Annotated in this window: 15 protein-coding genes and 1 pseudogene; 12 read left to right on the plus strand and 4 right to left on the minus strand. The window is 59.8% G+C overall.

The window, feature by feature from the left end; all coding sequences use genetic code 11:
• Positions 1-123, plus strand: a pseudogene (locus K6N12_RS10670) (porin); the annotation flags it as partial.
• A gap of 204 nt (positions 124-327) precedes the next feature.
• Here K6N12_RS10670 and K6N12_RS10675 read toward each other — a convergent pair.
• A complete protein-coding gene (locus K6N12_RS10675; RefSeq protein WP_097626837.1) occupies positions 328-1,224 on the minus strand; it encodes an alpha/beta fold hydrolase in 897 nt (298 codons plus the stop codon).
• 64 nt (positions 1,225-1,288) lie between these two features.
• Positions 1,289-3,364 (minus strand): lytic transglycosylase domain-containing protein, encoded by a 2,076-nt coding sequence (locus K6N12_RS10680; RefSeq protein WP_097626839.1) that lies wholly within the window; start codon positions 3,362-3,364, stop codon positions 1,289-1,291.
• Positions 3,365-3,575: 211 nt separating this feature from the next.
• On the opposite strand from K6N12_RS10680, the gene dapA reads away from it, so the two are divergent.
• Together dapA and smpB are read left to right on the plus strand one after the other, a co-directional pair.
• Complete coding sequence (gene dapA, locus K6N12_RS10685; protein ID WP_097626841.1) at positions 3,576-4,460, plus strand: 4-hydroxy-tetrahydrodipicolinate synthase; 885 nt, start codon at positions 3,576-3,578, stop codon at positions 4,458-4,460.
• A 96-nt stretch (positions 4,461-4,556) separates the two neighbouring features.
• On the plus strand, positions 4,557-5,036 hold the full coding sequence (gene smpB / locus K6N12_RS10690; protein ID WP_012557117.1) for an SsrA-binding protein SmpB: 480 nt from the start codon (positions 4,557-4,559) through the stop codon (positions 5,034-5,036).
• Between the two features lie 44 nt (positions 5,037-5,080).
• Here smpB and K6N12_RS10695 read toward each other — a convergent pair whose 3' ends face one another.
• Positions 5,081-5,668 carry a LabA-like NYN domain-containing protein gene (locus K6N12_RS10695; protein ID WP_097626843.1) on the minus strand — a complete coding sequence of 196 codons (588 nt, stop codon included), beginning with the start codon at positions 5,666-5,668 and terminating at the stop codon, positions 5,081-5,083.
• Between the two features lie 297 nt (positions 5,669-5,965).
• Between K6N12_RS10695 and rpoZ the strand changes: the two genes are divergently transcribed.
• The 8 genes from rpoZ (at position 5,966) to era (ending at position 12,914) form a co-directional block, all read left to right on the plus strand.
• Complete coding sequence (rpoZ, locus tag K6N12_RS10700) at positions 5,966-6,370, plus strand: DNA-directed RNA polymerase subunit omega (RefSeq protein ID WP_003574261.1); 405 nt, start codon at positions 5,966-5,968, stop codon at positions 6,368-6,370.
• A 187-nt stretch (positions 6,371-6,557) separates the two neighbouring features.
• Positions 6,558-8,792 carry a RelA/SpoT family protein gene (locus tag K6N12_RS10705; RefSeq protein ID WP_097626845.1) on the plus strand — a complete coding sequence of 745 codons (2,235 nt, stop codon included), beginning with the start codon at positions 6,558-6,560 and terminating at the stop codon, positions 8,790-8,792.
• 193 nt (positions 8,793-8,985) lie between these two features.
• On the plus strand, positions 8,986-9,135 hold the full coding sequence (locus tag K6N12_RS10710; protein ID WP_003587595.1) for a DUF3563 family protein: 150 nt from the start codon (positions 8,986-8,988) through the stop codon (positions 9,133-9,135).
• A 158-nt stretch (positions 9,136-9,293) separates the two neighbouring features.
• Complete coding sequence (locus K6N12_RS10715) at positions 9,294-9,884, plus strand: DUF2062 domain-containing protein (RefSeq protein ID WP_097626847.1); 591 nt, start codon at positions 9,294-9,296, stop codon at positions 9,882-9,884.
• Positions 9,885-9,922: 38 nt separating this feature from the next.
• Positions 9,923-10,333, plus strand: a complete 411-nt coding sequence (gene acpS / locus K6N12_RS10720; protein ID WP_097626849.1) for a holo-ACP synthase — start codon at positions 9,923-9,925, stop codon at positions 10,331-10,333.
• Between the two features lie 172 nt (positions 10,334-10,505).
• Positions 10,506-11,249, plus strand: coding sequence for a signal peptidase I (gene lepB, locus K6N12_RS10725; RefSeq protein WP_003587590.1), 744 nt, complete (start codon positions 10,506-10,508; stop codon positions 11,247-11,249).
• On the plus strand, positions 11,246-11,965 hold the full coding sequence (gene rnc, locus K6N12_RS10730) for a ribonuclease III (RefSeq protein ID WP_097626851.1): 720 nt from the start codon (positions 11,246-11,248) through the stop codon (positions 11,963-11,965). Before lepB ends, rnc begins: the two co-directional genes overlap by 4 nt.
• A gap of 7 nt (positions 11,966-11,972) precedes the next feature.
• Positions 11,973-12,914 carry a GTPase Era gene (gene era, locus K6N12_RS10735; protein ID WP_097626853.1) on the plus strand — a complete coding sequence of 314 codons (942 nt, stop codon included), beginning with the start codon at positions 11,973-11,975 and terminating at the stop codon, positions 12,912-12,914.
• 18 nt (positions 12,915-12,932) lie between these two features.
• On the opposite strand, the gene K6N12_RS10740 is transcribed toward era, so the two are convergent.
• Positions 12,933-13,097, minus strand: coding sequence for a hypothetical protein (locus tag K6N12_RS10740; protein WP_165503908.1), 165 nt, complete (start codon positions 13,095-13,097; stop codon positions 12,933-12,935).
• Here K6N12_RS10740 and K6N12_RS10745 point away from each other — a divergent pair.
• The gene (locus tag K6N12_RS10745; RefSeq protein ID WP_097626855.1) at positions 13,066-13,818 is read left to right on the plus strand and encodes a Crp/Fnr family transcriptional regulator; all 753 of its coding nucleotides are present in this window, start codon (positions 13,066-13,068) and stop codon (positions 13,816-13,818) included. The genes K6N12_RS10740 and K6N12_RS10745 overlap by 32 nt on opposite strands.

A 13,818-nucleotide genomic window follows, 5' to 3' on the forward strand; every position in this document is an offset into this window, starting at 1 on the left:
GGTCTGACGGTTGATTACCAGATCGTCGACAACTTCTACGCCAAGGCTTCGGTTCAGTACCTCGATCCGGAAGATGCAGACGACTCCACTTCGGGCTACTTCCGCCTGCAGCGTTCGTTCTAATCTGATCTGACTTCGGTCAATCAGGAAAGCCCGGCTCTCTGAGCCGGGCTTTTTGCTTTGGGTCGAACGCACCTGTTGCCCGCCGCCCGGCTTCGATGAGGCCGATGTATGCCGCTCAGACGCGTGTCGCGGTTCCAAGACAACGACATGCATCAAAACAACGCGCGAAAGCGCGTCGTTTGAATCAAATTAATGCGGCGGGCTTTATCGGCAGGAGGCGAGAAAAGCTCGAATAGCCGTGGGGATATCGCCGTGATGCAGGAGGGGGGCATGGCCTTGCCCTTCTGCAGCATGCAGGATCAAACTCGGATGCCGGCGGGCCATTTCATCGGCCGTCTCCTTTGAGAGCAGAGACGTGTTTTCGCCGCGGATCAGCATCAGCGGAAATCGGCACAGGCTGTCGAATTGCGCCCAGAGATCAGGCAGTGGCTGGCTGAGATCGACCGATTTTAGTGCCTCCGCGATCGCTGGATCGAAGTCGGCGACCGGTCTTCCGCCGACGTCGCGATAAAGAGCAAGCGCCATCTCGCGCCAGTCTTCCTCTTCAAGCGCCGTAAACGACGCGCCATGATTTTCCTTCACGATATCGGCCGCCGCGTGCCAGTCTTCAGGCCTTCTGCCGCTGTTTAGATAGTCGCGGATCCGCGCCAGCCCCTCGGCCTCAACCACGGGGCCGATATCGTTGAGGATGACGGCTTCGAGAAGATCCGGCCGTGTCGCTGCAATCAGATGCAGGATCAGCCCGCCTCGCGACGTGCCGATGAAGATCGCCCGCTCGACGCCGAGGGTCGCGCAGGCGGTGACGATGTCGCCGGCCTCTATAGCGAGATTGTAGTTCGCCTTGTTCTCATCCAACGCCGACTTTCCCCGTCCGCGCGAATCGAGCGCGATGACCCGGCGCGGTGCTGTCATGTCCCGGGAGAGAAGCAGCGCAAGCGGGTGAAAATCCCGCGTATTGCGGGTCAGGCCGGGCAGGCAGATGACTGGCAGCCGCCCCCCGCTTGCCGTTTCGCCCGGCTGATAGTCGCGGGCATAAAGCGTCAGCCCGTCGGAAGAGGTGTAAAATCGTTCCTGGAAACCGCCCGCATCCGTATCCGGCATCGCATCCCTCGAGAGTTGTTGATCCCGAAGATGTAGCCTGCTTTTCGAGCCGCGCCAAACAGCGTCAGGAGGCGCTGCGTCCGCCGATGAGGTCACGCTCGATATCGGTCGACTGGCCGAGGCGGGCCTTATAGACCTCGTAATTCTCCATCACCCGCTGGACGTAGTTCCTCGTTTCGGGGAAGGGGATGCGCTCGATCCAGTCGACGATCTCGTCGATCGATTTGCCGCGCGGATCGCCGTAGCGGCCGATCCATTCCGGTACCCGCTTGGGCCCGGCATTATAGGCGATGAAGGTGAGGATATAGGAGCCGCCAAAGGCGTCGATCTGCTCGCCCAGATAATGCGCGCCGAGTGTGGCGTTATAACCGGCGTCGGCCGTCAGCTTGTCTTTCGAATAGGCGATGTTGTGGCGCTTGGCCACCGCCTGGGCCGTTCCCGGTAGAAGCTGCAGCAGGCCGCGTGCGTTCGCCGCCGAAACGGCGGCCGGGTTGAAGGCGCTTTCCTGCCGGGCGATGGCATAGGCGAGTGCCTTGCCGGAGCCTGAAATATTGGCATTCGCCGGGATGACGCCGACCGGAAAAGCGAGCGCTGCGACATCGATGCCGCGTCCATAGGCGATCTTGCCGATCTGCAGCGACAGATGATGATCGCCGGATTGCTCGGCCTGTGCCGCAAGCACGGCCAGTTCACCGGGGCTCTGCAGTTGGTCGGCGAGCGCGAGATAGAGAATGTCGGCCCGCCATCCATGGCCTGCGGCTTCCAGCCGGGCGATTGCCTGGACGGCTTCGCGTGCCTGGAAGTTTTGCCGGTCGGCCGTGCTCGGCGACGGATAGGTAACGTTCAGCGTCTTTCGCCCCAACCGTTCTGCTGCGAGCTGGCCATAGAAGGTGCCGGGAAACGTTGCAGCCTTCGCATAGAATTCACTGGATTTACCAGGGCCGCCGGCCTCCGCCGCTCGTCCCAGCCAATACCATGCGCGTGAAACCGAGATCGGTCCGTTCGATGTCTGCAGGATTTTGCGGAAGTGTTTTTCCGCCGTTGCCGGATCCTGCAGACCGCGCAGCGCGTACCACCCGGCATGGAATTCAGCCTCGACGATATCCGTCGGGCTGGTTGCGGCGTAGTTTGCGACGATGCGATAAGCGGGCTTGAATTGTCCCTGGTCGACTAGGCCACGGCTGACGATGCGCTGCTCGTTCCACCACTCGCCGGAATTGACGAGCTCGCTGCGCTCGGGCGGCATCTGTTCCAGCAGTGCCGCTGCCTCGGCATATTTGTCCTGCTTGCGCAGATATTCGATCCGCGCAAACAGCAGCCCGGCATCGCTGCGCCATCTCGCATCGACGGCGTTAAGCAGCGCGCCGGCGTTGCCGGCTTTTGCGTCGACAGCGGACCATGCCTTGTAGAGCGACTGCGCCTCGCCCATGTCGCCGAAGCGCTTGGCCTGCGCCACCCGGCCGCGATACATCAGATAGTCCATGCGTGCCTTATGGTCGGCCGGCGTCAACAGCGCGGAAAATTCAATGAGGATCTTGTCCTCGGTCGCCTTGTCGAGAGCCTCACCGCGCCAGACTTTGCGGATATATTTAGCCGCCTGCGCCTGTTTGCCTGTTGCAACCAGCGCCCGTCCGAGGATGACGGCGCCCTGCATCGTCTCAGGCGCGGTATCGCCGAAGGCGGCCAGCACGGCTGATGGGGCGGGGTTTTCGTCATAGAGCGCGCGTTCGGAATAGGCACGCAGCCGCGACAGGCCCGGCCAACTCTTGAGCTCCTGCGCAGCACTGGCGATTTCATAGGAGGGAACGCCCTTCAGTCCGGAAACGGCGATCGCCCAGGTGAGGATATGGCGATCGAGCGCACCGTCTCGCATATTGTCGCGGATCGACAGCGCCAGCAGCGGGTCCTTGTCGGAAAGTGCGTCGAGGCCGGCTTTCAGGTCGCCGTTGACGGGTGCGACGGCCAGATTGCGCGGAATAGCGCCTGTTGTGATCGATTCCGGCATGGCTGTCTCGGGGATGAAGCCGAGCGGCTTGACAGCGGGCATGGCCGTGCTCTCGCCGGCAAGCGGCGACGCTACGCTGCTCCACGCAGCGGCAATAAAGCCGAAGGCGGACAGAATCATGACAGCTTTCTTCATCCGGGATCTCGCAACGAAAACACGCCCTGCCATTTGGCTAGAGGCATCTTAACGAAACCTTACCGTACCAGGTAAAATTCATTCACATCTGCTATCGGAATTTGCCCTAACCGAACTCTACGCGCTTGTCGCGATGATTTCGGCGCTCTATGGTGCGCAAAATATTCATGGAATGCGGCCGAAGCAAGGATTTGGTCGTGAGGAGCTTTGCATGTTCAATGGGTCCATTCCCGCCCTCGTCACCCCCTTCACCGATGCCGGATTGATCGACGAAGACAGTTTCGCCGCGCACGTCGACTGGCAGATCAAGGAGGGCAGCAGCGGTCTCGTTCCTGTCGGCACGACGGGCGAATCCCCGACGCTGTCGCATGCCGAGCACAAACGGGTGGTGGAACTGTGCATCGAAGTTGCCGCAAAGCGCGTTCCCGTCATGGCCGGCGCCGGCTCGAACAACACAGGTGAGGCGATCGAGCTTGCCCAGCATGCCGAAAAGGTCGGCGCCGACGCTGTTCTGGTCGTCACGCCTTATTACAACAAGCCGACGCAAAAGGGTTTGATCGCGCATTTTTCGGCGATTGCCGAGGCCGTCGATCTGCCGATCTATATCTACAATATCCCCGGCCGCTCGGTGGTCGACATGACGCCGGAAACGATGGGTGCGCTTGCCAAGGCGCATGGCAATATCGTCGGCGTCAAGGATGCGACGGGCAAGATCGAGCGCGTTTCCGAACAGCGCATCACCTGCGGCAAGGATTTCCGGCAATTGTCCGGCGAGGACGCGACGGCGCTCGGCTTCAACGCCCATGGCGGCGTCGGCTGTATTTCGGTCACGGCCAATGTCGCTCCGCGCCTCTGCGCCGATTTCCAGGCGGCGACGCTGAAAGGCGACTATGCCGGCGCGCTGGAATATCAGGATCGGCTGATGCCGCTGCACAAGGCGATCTTCCTCGAACCCGGTCTCTGCGGCGCCAAATACGGGCTCTCGCGGCTTGGTCGGATGAGCCGCAACGTCCGCTCGCCGCTGCTGTCGACGCTGGAGCCGGCAACGGAAGCGGCGATCGATGCGGCGCTACGCCATGCCGGGCTGCTGAACTGAGCAGACCGGCCGTCTTCACAAGGCCGGGTCGTTCCCCTACATAGAGGGCAAGCAATGAGGGCGCGGCTTTTCCCGCGCCTCGAAGGGAATATTGTCATGGCCCCCAAAGGCAGCCAGCGCGTGGTGAACAAGGTCGTGGCGGAAAACCGCAAGGCCCGCTTCAACTACGAGATCATCGATACCTACGAGGCCGGCCTCGTGCTGATGGGCACGGAGGTCAAGTCGCTGCGTGAGGGAAAGGCCAATATCGCCGAATCCTATGCGTCGGACGAGGGCGGCGAGATCTGGCTGATCAACTCCTATCTGCCGGAATATCTGCAGGCGAACCGCTTCAATCACGAGCCGCGCCGGCGCCGCAAGCTGCTGCTATCGGGCCGTGAGATTCACCGCCTGCGCTCTGCCGTCAACCGCGAGGGCATGACGCTGATTCCGTTGAAGATCTATTTCAACGACCGCGGCCGGGCGAAGATGGAACTGGCGCTCGCCAAGGGTAAGAAATTGCACGACAAGCGCGAGTCCGAGAAGGAGCGCGATTGGAACCGGCAGAAGAGTCGCCTGCTGAAGGATAATGGCTAAGCTCGACGCTTGGGATTGCCGTTTCGCACGGCAATCCTCCCGGCTCACTCCTCGAAATCGCTGGGCGGGGCGGCGACGACTTCGACCTGGCGTGGCGCCCGATCCGCGGGATCACGACCGATTTCAGCCTTCAAAGACAAGAGATCGATGAAGTGGTCGGCCTGACGGCGCAGGTCGTCGGCGATCATCGGCGGCTGCGTAGCCATTGTCGAGATCACCGAGACCTTGCGGCCTCTGCGCTGTAGCGCCTCGACCAGGTTGGTGAAGTCGCCGTCGCCCGAGAAGATGACGAGATGATCGACTGTTTCGGACTGTTCCATGGCGTCGATTGCAAGCTCGATGTCCATGTTGCCCTTGATTTTTCGGCGGCCCATGGAATCCGTAAATTCCTTCGCGGGCTTGGTGACGACTTTATAGCCGTTATAGTCGAGCCAATCGATCAGCGGCCGGATCGAGGAATATTCCTGATCTTCGATCAGAGCGGTATAATAGTAGGCCCGCAGGAGATAGCCGCGTTTCTGAAATGCTTTCAAGAGCTTGCGGTAATCTATGTCGAAACCGAGGCTCTTGGATGCAGCGTAGAGGTTGGCGCCGTCAATGAAGAGTGCAATTTTTTCGCGTGGGTCAAACATCGCTTACCAATCCAATGAGAGCAATCGAAATCCGGGGGACCAAAATCCAATAAAATCAATGATTTGTGTTTTGATTTTTGCTCTGATCCATACTTTAACAATTATTCATATATGAAAGACTTAGGGCACGATTCGGCATATTCCAAGCAACCCAAGGTGGAATTGAGGCATTCTCCATGGAAATTTAGTTCAGCCACTTATAAAGACGAGGGCAGCCGGAATGAAAAACTTGTAATTGCCCGGTTTTAATTGTATCGGGCGTGCTAATCCCGAAATGACGACCGTAAAGGACAGGCAATGGCCCGTGTCACAGTTGAAGATTGCATCGACAAGGTGGAGAACCGCTTCGAGCTGGTTCTGCTCGCCAGCCACCGCGCCCGGCTGATTTCCCAAGGCGCCTCGATCACCATCGATCGCGACAACGACAAGAACCCGGTCGTCGCCCTGCGCGAAATCGCCGACGAGACGCTTTCGCCCGATGACCTCAAGGAAGATCTGATCCATTCGCTGCAGAAGCATGTCGAAGTCGACGAGCCCGAGCCAGATCCGGCCAGCATGATCGCCGCCGGCGGTGTCGCCGCAGCCGACAGCGAAGAGCAGGACGATCTTCCTGAGACGATCACTTTCGACCAGATGTCGGAAGAAGAGCTGCTTGCCGGCATCGAAGGCCTTGTGCCGCCCGAAAAGAGCGACGACTACTAAGCACGCAGACTGATCTCCGACCGTATGTGATCCAGGTCGCAGCCGAACCGGAAAAGTTTCATGCGATGCGAAAGAGCGATGATTACCAATCGTCAATCTTGCGCCTTTATTGCTTAGGCATATTATTGCCCATGTGTGCGCCAATCGTTGATTGGCGCGCTTTTATTTTTACCGGAGTGGCTTTGGAATGATGCGGCAGTACGAGCTCGTGGAGCGGGTTCAGCAATACAAGCCCGATGCCAATGAAGCGCTGCTGAACAAAGCCTATGTCTACGCCATGCAGAAGCACGGCCAGCAAAAGCGCGCGAGCGGCGATCCCTATATTTCCCATCCGCTCGAAGTCGCCGCCATCCTCACCGACATGCACCTCGATGAATCGACGATCGCCGTCGCGCTGCTGCACGATACGATCGAGGATACGACGGCGACCCGCGCCGAGATCGACGAACTCTTCGGCGAGGATATCGGCCGCCTGGTCGAGGGCCTGACCAAGATCAAGAAACTCGATCTCGTCACCAAGAAGGCCAAGCAGGCGGAAAACCTGCGCAAGCTGCTGCTGGCCATATCAGACGATGTGCGCGTGCTGCTGGTCAAGCTTGCCGACCGCCTGCACAATATGCGCACCCTCGATCATATGTCGGCCGACAAGCGGGCCCGCATCTCCGAGGAGACGATGGAAATCTATGCGCCGCTCGCCGGCCGCATGGGCATGCAGGATATGCGCGAGGAGCTCGAAGAGCTCTCCTTCCTGCATATGAACCCGGAAGCCTACGACACCGTCACCAAAAGGCTGGAAGAGCTTTCCAAGCGCAATGAAGGCATCGTCAAGAAGATCGAGGCGGAACTTCGCGACCTGCTCGTCGCCAGCGGCCTGACGAGCGCCTATGTCAAGGGCCGGCAGAAAAAGCCTTATTCGGTCTTCCGCAAGATGCAGTCGAAATCGCTTTCCTTCGAGCAGCTTTCCGATGTGTACGGTTTTCGGCTCATCGTCGAAGATATCCCGTCCTGTTACCGGGCGCTCGGCATTGTCCACACCCGCTGGCGCGTCGTGCCCGGGCGCTTCAAGGATTATATCTCGACGCCGAAGCAGAACGATTACCGCTCGCTGCACACCACGATCGTCGGTCCTTCCAGCCAGCGCATCGAACTGCAGATCCGCACCAAGCGCATGCATGAAATCGCCGAATTCGGCATCGCCGCCCACACGCTTTACAAAGACGGCGCCACCAATGCCGACGGCGACATCCTGTCGCGTGAATCCAATGCCTATTCCTGGCTGCGCCATACGATCGAGGCGCTGGCCGAGGGCGACAGTCCGGAAGAATTCCTCGAGCACACCAAGCTCGAACTCTTCCAGGACCAGGTCTTTTGCTTCACGCCGAAGGGCAAGCTGATTGCCCTGCCGCGCGGCGCCACCCCGATCGATTTCGCCTATGCAGTGCACACCAATATCGGCGATACCACGGTGGGCGCCAAGATCAACGGCCGCATCATGCCGCTGGTGACGCGGCTTGCCAACGGTGACGAGGTCGAGATCATCCGCTCCGGCGTGCAGGTTCCGCCCGCCGCCTGGGAAGAGATCGTCGTCACCGGCAAGGCGCGCGCCGCCATCCGCCGCGCCACCCGCATGGCGATCCGCAAGCAATATGCCGGCCTCGGCCACCGCATTCTCGAGCGCACCTTCGACAGGGCCGGCAAGATCTTCTCACGCGAGGCGATGAAGCCGGCGCTGCATCGTCTCGGCCAGAAGGATGTCGAGGATGCGATCGCCGCCGTCGGCCGCGGCGAGATGTCCTCGCTCGACGTGCTGCGCGCCGTCTATCCCGACCATCAGGATGAGCGCGTCACGGTAAAACCCTCGGGCGACGACGGCTGGTTCAACGTCCGCAGCGCGGCCGGCATGATCTTCAAGATCCCCGGCAAGACTAAGCCCGGGCTCGACGGCGGCCATTCGGACATCGACACCGACGCCGATATCGGGCCGATCCGCGGCCTGTCCGGCAATGTCGACGTCAAGTTCGCGTCGACAGGCGCGGTTCCCGGCGATCGCATCGTCGGCATCATGGACCAGAGCAAGGGCATCACCATCTACCCGATCCAGTCGCCGAGCCTGCAGCGCTTCGACGATCAGCCTGACCGTTGGATCGACGTCCGTTGGGATCTCGACGAAGCCAACAAGTCGCGTTTCATGGCGCGCATCATGGTGAACGGCCTGAATGAGCCCGGCACTCTGGCCAAGGTCGCCCAGACGGTTGCCGGCCTCGACGTCAATATCCGCTTGCTGAATACGGTGCGGGTCGCGGCGGATTTCACCGAAATGATGCTTGAGGTCGAGGTCTGGGATCTGCGTCAGCTCAATCAGCTGCTCGCCCAGATGAAGGAACTGGATTGCATTGCCACGGTCCGACGGCTCTACGAGTAAGTTTTTGTTAAGGTCGCAGGAATTTAAGCGCAGAATTGCACATTTTATGATCGTTTTGTGGTGAGGGTGGTACGCCAAAAAGGCAAGCAATGCATTGCGCGCATGGCTGTCTCCATGTTGCGGCTGTAGTAATTAGCCCAGGCCGAGCCTATCTTCTGGTCATCGAAACGCAAACAGAAGATGAGACAAGACAATGTTTGATCCTATCAGGAAAATCGCTCGCGCCCTCCGCGCTCCGACCACGCAGGAACGTGAAATGGCATATCTCAACGGCTCGTTCGATCGTATTGATCTCGAGTTTCGCCAGCGCCAGGTCGACCGCGGTCTGTTCCGCACACGTTGATACTGAACTTTCTACTTGAGACGAGTGAGGGACGTTATGCATAACGGACGCCCCTCGGCATGACAAAGCTCTTCTCTGCTGCGAGGACTGAGCTGTTTTTTCGGCGGTATCATTCGCCGCTCTTGTCATGGTCATGTGCGCTGCACTAAATACCGGCCATGTTGTTTCGCCGTCGCAAGCCCGCGGGATTCAAGGAAAAGATGCGAGAGCTTCTATGGCCCCGCAAAGGTTTCCTTCGCCCGCTCCGTTACCTCACAATGCGCATCCTGCGCCTGAGCGCTTCGCCGCATGCGGTTGCGGCTGGCGTCGCTGCCGGTGTCTTCGTGTCGTGGACGCCGTTTATCGGTGTGCATTTCGTCATGGCCTTCGTCATCACCTATTTTCTCTCCGGCAGTATGGTGGCCGCGGCGCTGGGTTGCGCGGCCTTCGGCAACCCGCTGACCTATCCGTTCATCTGGGGCATCACCTGGGAGATCGGACATCTGCTGCTGAGCCGTGAGGATCATATGGCTGGTCAGGCGGTGGATCTGGCCGCCCTCTTTCACAGGCTGAACTTCACCGAATTGTGGAGGCCGGTGCTGGAGCCGATGCTCGTCGGCGCCATTCCGCCGGGGATCGTCACCTCCGTTGCGCTCTATGCGCTGACATTCTACACCGTGAGGGGTTTTCAGACGCGCCGCCACACACGGCTGCTGGAGCGGGCGCGCCTGCGTCTGGCCGGCCCGGCCGGCGACATGCCGAGCGTATGAACCTGATCAAGAACTCTTAAGCGACGGAAGGTTCCGGCATGATCATCGGCATTGGCAGCGATCTGATCGACATTCGCCGCGTCGAGAAATCCATCGAGCGCTTCGGCGAGCGCTTCACCAATCGCTGCTTCACCGAGATCGAGCGCGCCCGTTCCGACCGCCGGACAAATCGCGGCGCCTCCTATGCCAAGCGTTTCGCGGCCAAGGAGGCTTGTTCCAAGGCGCTCGGCACCGGCATAGCCCAAGGCGTCTTCTGGAAGGATATGGGCGTCGTCAACCTGCCGAGCGGCAAGCCGACCATGGTTTTGTCGGGCGCTGCCGCCGTGATCCTCGAATCGATGCTGCCTGCGGGCCACAGGCCCGCCATTCATTTGACAATAACGGATGATTATCCCTTGGCACAGGCCTTCGTGATTATCGAGGCATTGCCCGAGAACCTCTGGTCGTGACCTCGGGAGCGTTGATCGCGACCTCGGGAGCTGCCGATCGCGACCTCGGGAGCTGTCGATCGCGACCTCTCGTCGCTTTTGACGTTGTCACCATTGCCGCAACCGGCCGAAGTCGCTAGAGAGAACGTCAGAAGAATTGCGCCGCCGCGGCGTCTTGAAGGAATAAGACTGCGTGTCCGAAAAAGTCGAAGCCAAGCCGAACGCCCTCTGGGAAAATATCAAAGTCATCATCCAGGCGCTGATTTTGGCGATGGTGATCCGTACGGTGCTATTCCAGCCCTTTACAATTCCGTCCGGTTCGATGATGCCGACACTGCTCGTCGGCGACTACATCTTCGTCAATAAGTTCGCTTACGGCTATTCGAAATATTCGCTGCCCTTCTCGCCTGATATTTTCAGCGGCCGCCTGTTCGGCGCCGATCCGAAGCGCGGCGATATCGTCGTATTCCGCTTCCCGCCGAACCCCGAGATCGATTACATCAAGCGCTGCATCGGCCTGCCGGGCGACCATATCCAGGTCACCGACGGAGTGCTCTACGTTAACGGCAAACCCGTTCCGAAGGTAGCGGACGGTACCTTCACGTCGGATTACAAGCTCGATCCGGGCGCGGATGTGCCGGTGTTCCGCGAAACGCTCGACAATGGCAAGACTTACGACACGCTCGATCAGTCTCCCGTGTCGCGCGGCGATAACACCCGCGAATTCATCGTGCCGGAAGGCCATTATTTCATGATGGGCGACAACCGCGACAACTCGCTCGACAGCCGCTTCGACGTCGGCTTCGTGCCTGCGGAAAATCTTGTCGGCCGCGCCAGCGTCATCTTCTTCTCGCTCGGCAACGATACCTCCTTCCGCGAAATCTGGAAGTGGCCGACGAACATGCGCTGGGATCGCCTCTTCAAGGTTGTTGAATGAGCAAGGCGCAGACGCTTTCTGCGGCAGACCGCGCAAAGCTTGAAGGCCTGATCGGTCACGACTTCACCGAAAAGGAACGCCTGGACCGGGCGCTGACCCATGCGAGCGCCCGCACCGAGAAGGGCGGCAACTACGAACGGCTGGAATTCCTCGGCGACAGGGTTCTCGGGCTCTGCATCGCCGAGCTTTTGTTCCGCACCTTCGGCACGGCGGGGGAAGGCGAGCTCTCGGTTCGTTTGAACCAGCTGGTCAGCGCCGAAACCTGTGCTGCGGTCGCCGACGAACTCAATCTTCATCTTTATATCCGCACCGGCGCCGACGTGAAGAAATTGACCGGCAAGCGGATGATGAACGTGCGCGCCGACGTGGTCGAAAGCCTGATCGCCGCGATCTATCTCGACGGCGGCCTCGAAGTTGCCCGCCGCTTCATCCTGCGCTACTGGCAGGGCAGGGCGGTCAGGGCCGATGGCGCCAAGCGCGACGCCAAGACTGAGCTGCAGGAATGGTCGCACGCGAAATTCGGCGTCACACCAAACTACCGGGTTGATGAACGCAGCGGACCGGATCATGATCCGCGCTTCAAGGTGACGGTGGAAGTTGCTGGCATAAAGCCGGAAACCGGCGTAGAGCGGTCGAAGCGTGCCGCCGAACAGGTTGCGGCGACGAAGATGCTTGAGCGCGAAGGCATTTGGCAGCAATCGCCTGCCGGAAACTGACGGGACAATGACACAAGAAGAAGATATCGCGGCCGAAGCTACCGCAGAAACCAGTGGTCCGACGCATTCGGGCTTTGTCGCGCTGATCGGGCCGACCAATGCCGGCAAGTCGACACTGGTGAACCGCCTGGTCGGCGCCAAGGTCTCGATCGTCAGCCATAAGGTCCAGACGACACGTGCCATCGTTCGCGGCATCGCGATCCACGACAACGCCCAGATCGTCTTCATGGATACACCCGGTATCTTCAAGCCGCGCCGCCGGCTCGACCGCGCCATGGTGACCTCGGCCTGGGGCGGCGCGAGGGATGCCGATCTGATCGTGCTGCTGATCGACAGCGAGCGCGGCCTGCGCGGCGATGCCGAAGCCATTCTCGAAGGCCTCAAGGAAGTCCGGCAGCCGAAGATCCTGCTGCTCAACAAGATCGACCGCGTCAACCGCGAGGATCTGCTGGCCCTCGCGGCCGCTGCCAATGAAAAGATCGCCTTCGATCGCACCTTCATGATATCGGCCGAAAACGGGTCCGGCTGCGACGATGTCATGGATTATCTGGCTGCGACGCTGCCGGAGGGGCCGTGGTATTATCCCGAAGACCAGATTTCAGATCTGCCGATGCGCCAGCTCGCCGCCGAGATCACCCGCGAGAAGCTGTTCCTGCGGTTGCACCAGGAGCTTCCCTACGCCTCGCATGTCGAAACGGAGAAGTGGGAAGAGCGCAAGGATGGCTCGGTACGTATCGAGCAGGTGATCTATCTTGAGCGCGACAGCCAGAAGAAGATCGCGCTCGGCAAGGGTGGTGAAACTATCAAGGCGATCTCGACGGCTTCCCGCAAGGAATTGTCGGAGATCCTCGAGCAGCCGGTCCATCTCTTCCTGTTCGTCAAGGTTCGCGAGAATTGGGGTGATGATCCCGAACGGTTCCGCGAAATGGGTCTCGATTTCCCGAAATAAGGGGTGGCAAGAATTTGCTTATTCGGCTGCCAGCCCCTTGTTTTCAAATAAAAAAACCGCATCGCTCACGGAACAATTCGGTAACTTGTGCATTCCTTCATGAACGGCGCGCCAAAGACGGCGTGCCTGTTTTGCGACGGCAGGGGCGGGCATGGTGACGTCGAGAACGATCAATTCCTTCAAGACTCCTTGCCAGCAATGTCCTTTGCGGCCCCTGCCGCATTTCCGGGAATTCAGCCGCGACGAACTGGAATTCGTTTCCAATTTCAAGAGAGGTGAACTTGCCGTCGATGCCGGCTCCACCATCCTCGTCGAGGGTGCGCACAGCGCCCATCTTTTCACCGTGCTTGCCGGTTGGGGCTTTCGCTACAAGATGCTGGAGGATGGGCGCCGCCAGATACTGAATTATATCATGCCGGGCGATCTGGTCGGCCTGCAGGGAACGATCGCCGGCGAGATGCAGCATTCCGTCGAAGCGCTTTCACCGGTTTCTCTCTGCGTCTTCGAGCGCGACAGGCTGATGACGCTCTATAACAAACACCCCTCGCTTGCCTTCGACATCACCTGGATCGCGGCGCGCGAGGAGCGAATCTTGGATGAACACCTGCTCAGCATCGGCCGTCGCACGGCGTTGGAAAGAGCAGCCTATCTGATCGCTTTCCTGTTTGAGCGCGGCCGGAAGCTTAATCTCTTCAATGGCCGCCAATTCATCCCCATCACCCAGCAACACATTGCCGATACGCTCGGCCTTTCCATCGTCCACACCAACAAGACCTTGAAAAAGCTCGGTGAACGTGGGTTGATCCGCTGGCAGGAGCGCGGCTGCGAGGTTCTGAACGGCGAGGAACTGATGGCGATTGCTGGCTGGGAAGGGCTCGGAGAAAGCAAACGTCCCTTCATCTAG

This window comes from Rhizobium redzepovicii (assembly GCF_019793435.1).
Classification (GTDB): domain Bacteria; phylum Pseudomonadota; class Alphaproteobacteria; order Rhizobiales; family Rhizobiaceae; genus Rhizobium; species Rhizobium redzepovicii.

Excerpts from the sequence above, each read along its gene's own strand:
- K6N12_RS10745 (WP_097626855.1), top strand. The coding sequence starts at position 13,066 with ATGGTGACGTCGAGAACGATCAATTCCTTCAAGACTCCTTGCCAGCAA.
- acpS (WP_097626849.1), top strand. The coding sequence starts at position 9,923 with ATGATCATCGGCATTGGCAGCGATCTGATCGACATTCGCCGCGTCGAG.
- K6N12_RS10715 (WP_097626847.1), top strand. The coding sequence starts at position 9,294 with ATGTTGTTTCGCCGTCGCAAGCCCGCGGGATTCAAGGAAAAGATGCGA.
- rnc (WP_097626851.1), top strand. The coding sequence starts at position 11,246 with ATGAGCAAGGCGCAGACGCTTTCTGCGGCAGACCGCGCAAAGCTTGAA.
- K6N12_RS10675 (WP_097626837.1), bottom strand. The coding sequence starts at position 1,224 with ATGCCGGATACGGATGCGGGCGGTTTCCAGGAACGATTTTACACCTCT.
- era (WP_097626853.1), top strand. The coding sequence starts at position 11,973 with ATGACACAAGAAGAAGATATCGCGGCCGAAGCTACCGCAGAAACCAGT.
- K6N12_RS10680 (WP_097626839.1), bottom strand. The coding sequence starts at position 3,364 with ATGAAGAAAGCTGTCATGATTCTGTCCGCCTTCGGCTTTATTGCCGCT.
- smpB (WP_012557117.1), top strand. The coding sequence starts at position 4,557 with ATGGCCCCCAAAGGCAGCCAGCGCGTGGTGAACAAGGTCGTGGCGGAA.
- rpoZ (WP_003574261.1), top strand. The coding sequence starts at position 5,966 with ATGGCCCGTGTCACAGTTGAAGATTGCATCGACAAGGTGGAGAACCGC.
- K6N12_RS10695 (WP_097626843.1), bottom strand. The coding sequence starts at position 5,668 with ATGTTTGACCCACGCGAAAAAATTGCACTCTTCATTGACGGCGCCAAC.
- dapA (WP_097626841.1), top strand. The coding sequence starts at position 3,576 with ATGTTCAATGGGTCCATTCCCGCCCTCGTCACCCCCTTCACCGATGCC.
- K6N12_RS10705 (WP_097626845.1), top strand. The coding sequence starts at position 6,558 with ATGATGCGGCAGTACGAGCTCGTGGAGCGGGTTCAGCAATACAAGCCC.
- K6N12_RS10710 (WP_003587595.1), top strand. The coding sequence starts at position 8,986 with ATGTTTGATCCTATCAGGAAAATCGCTCGCGCCCTCCGCGCTCCGACC.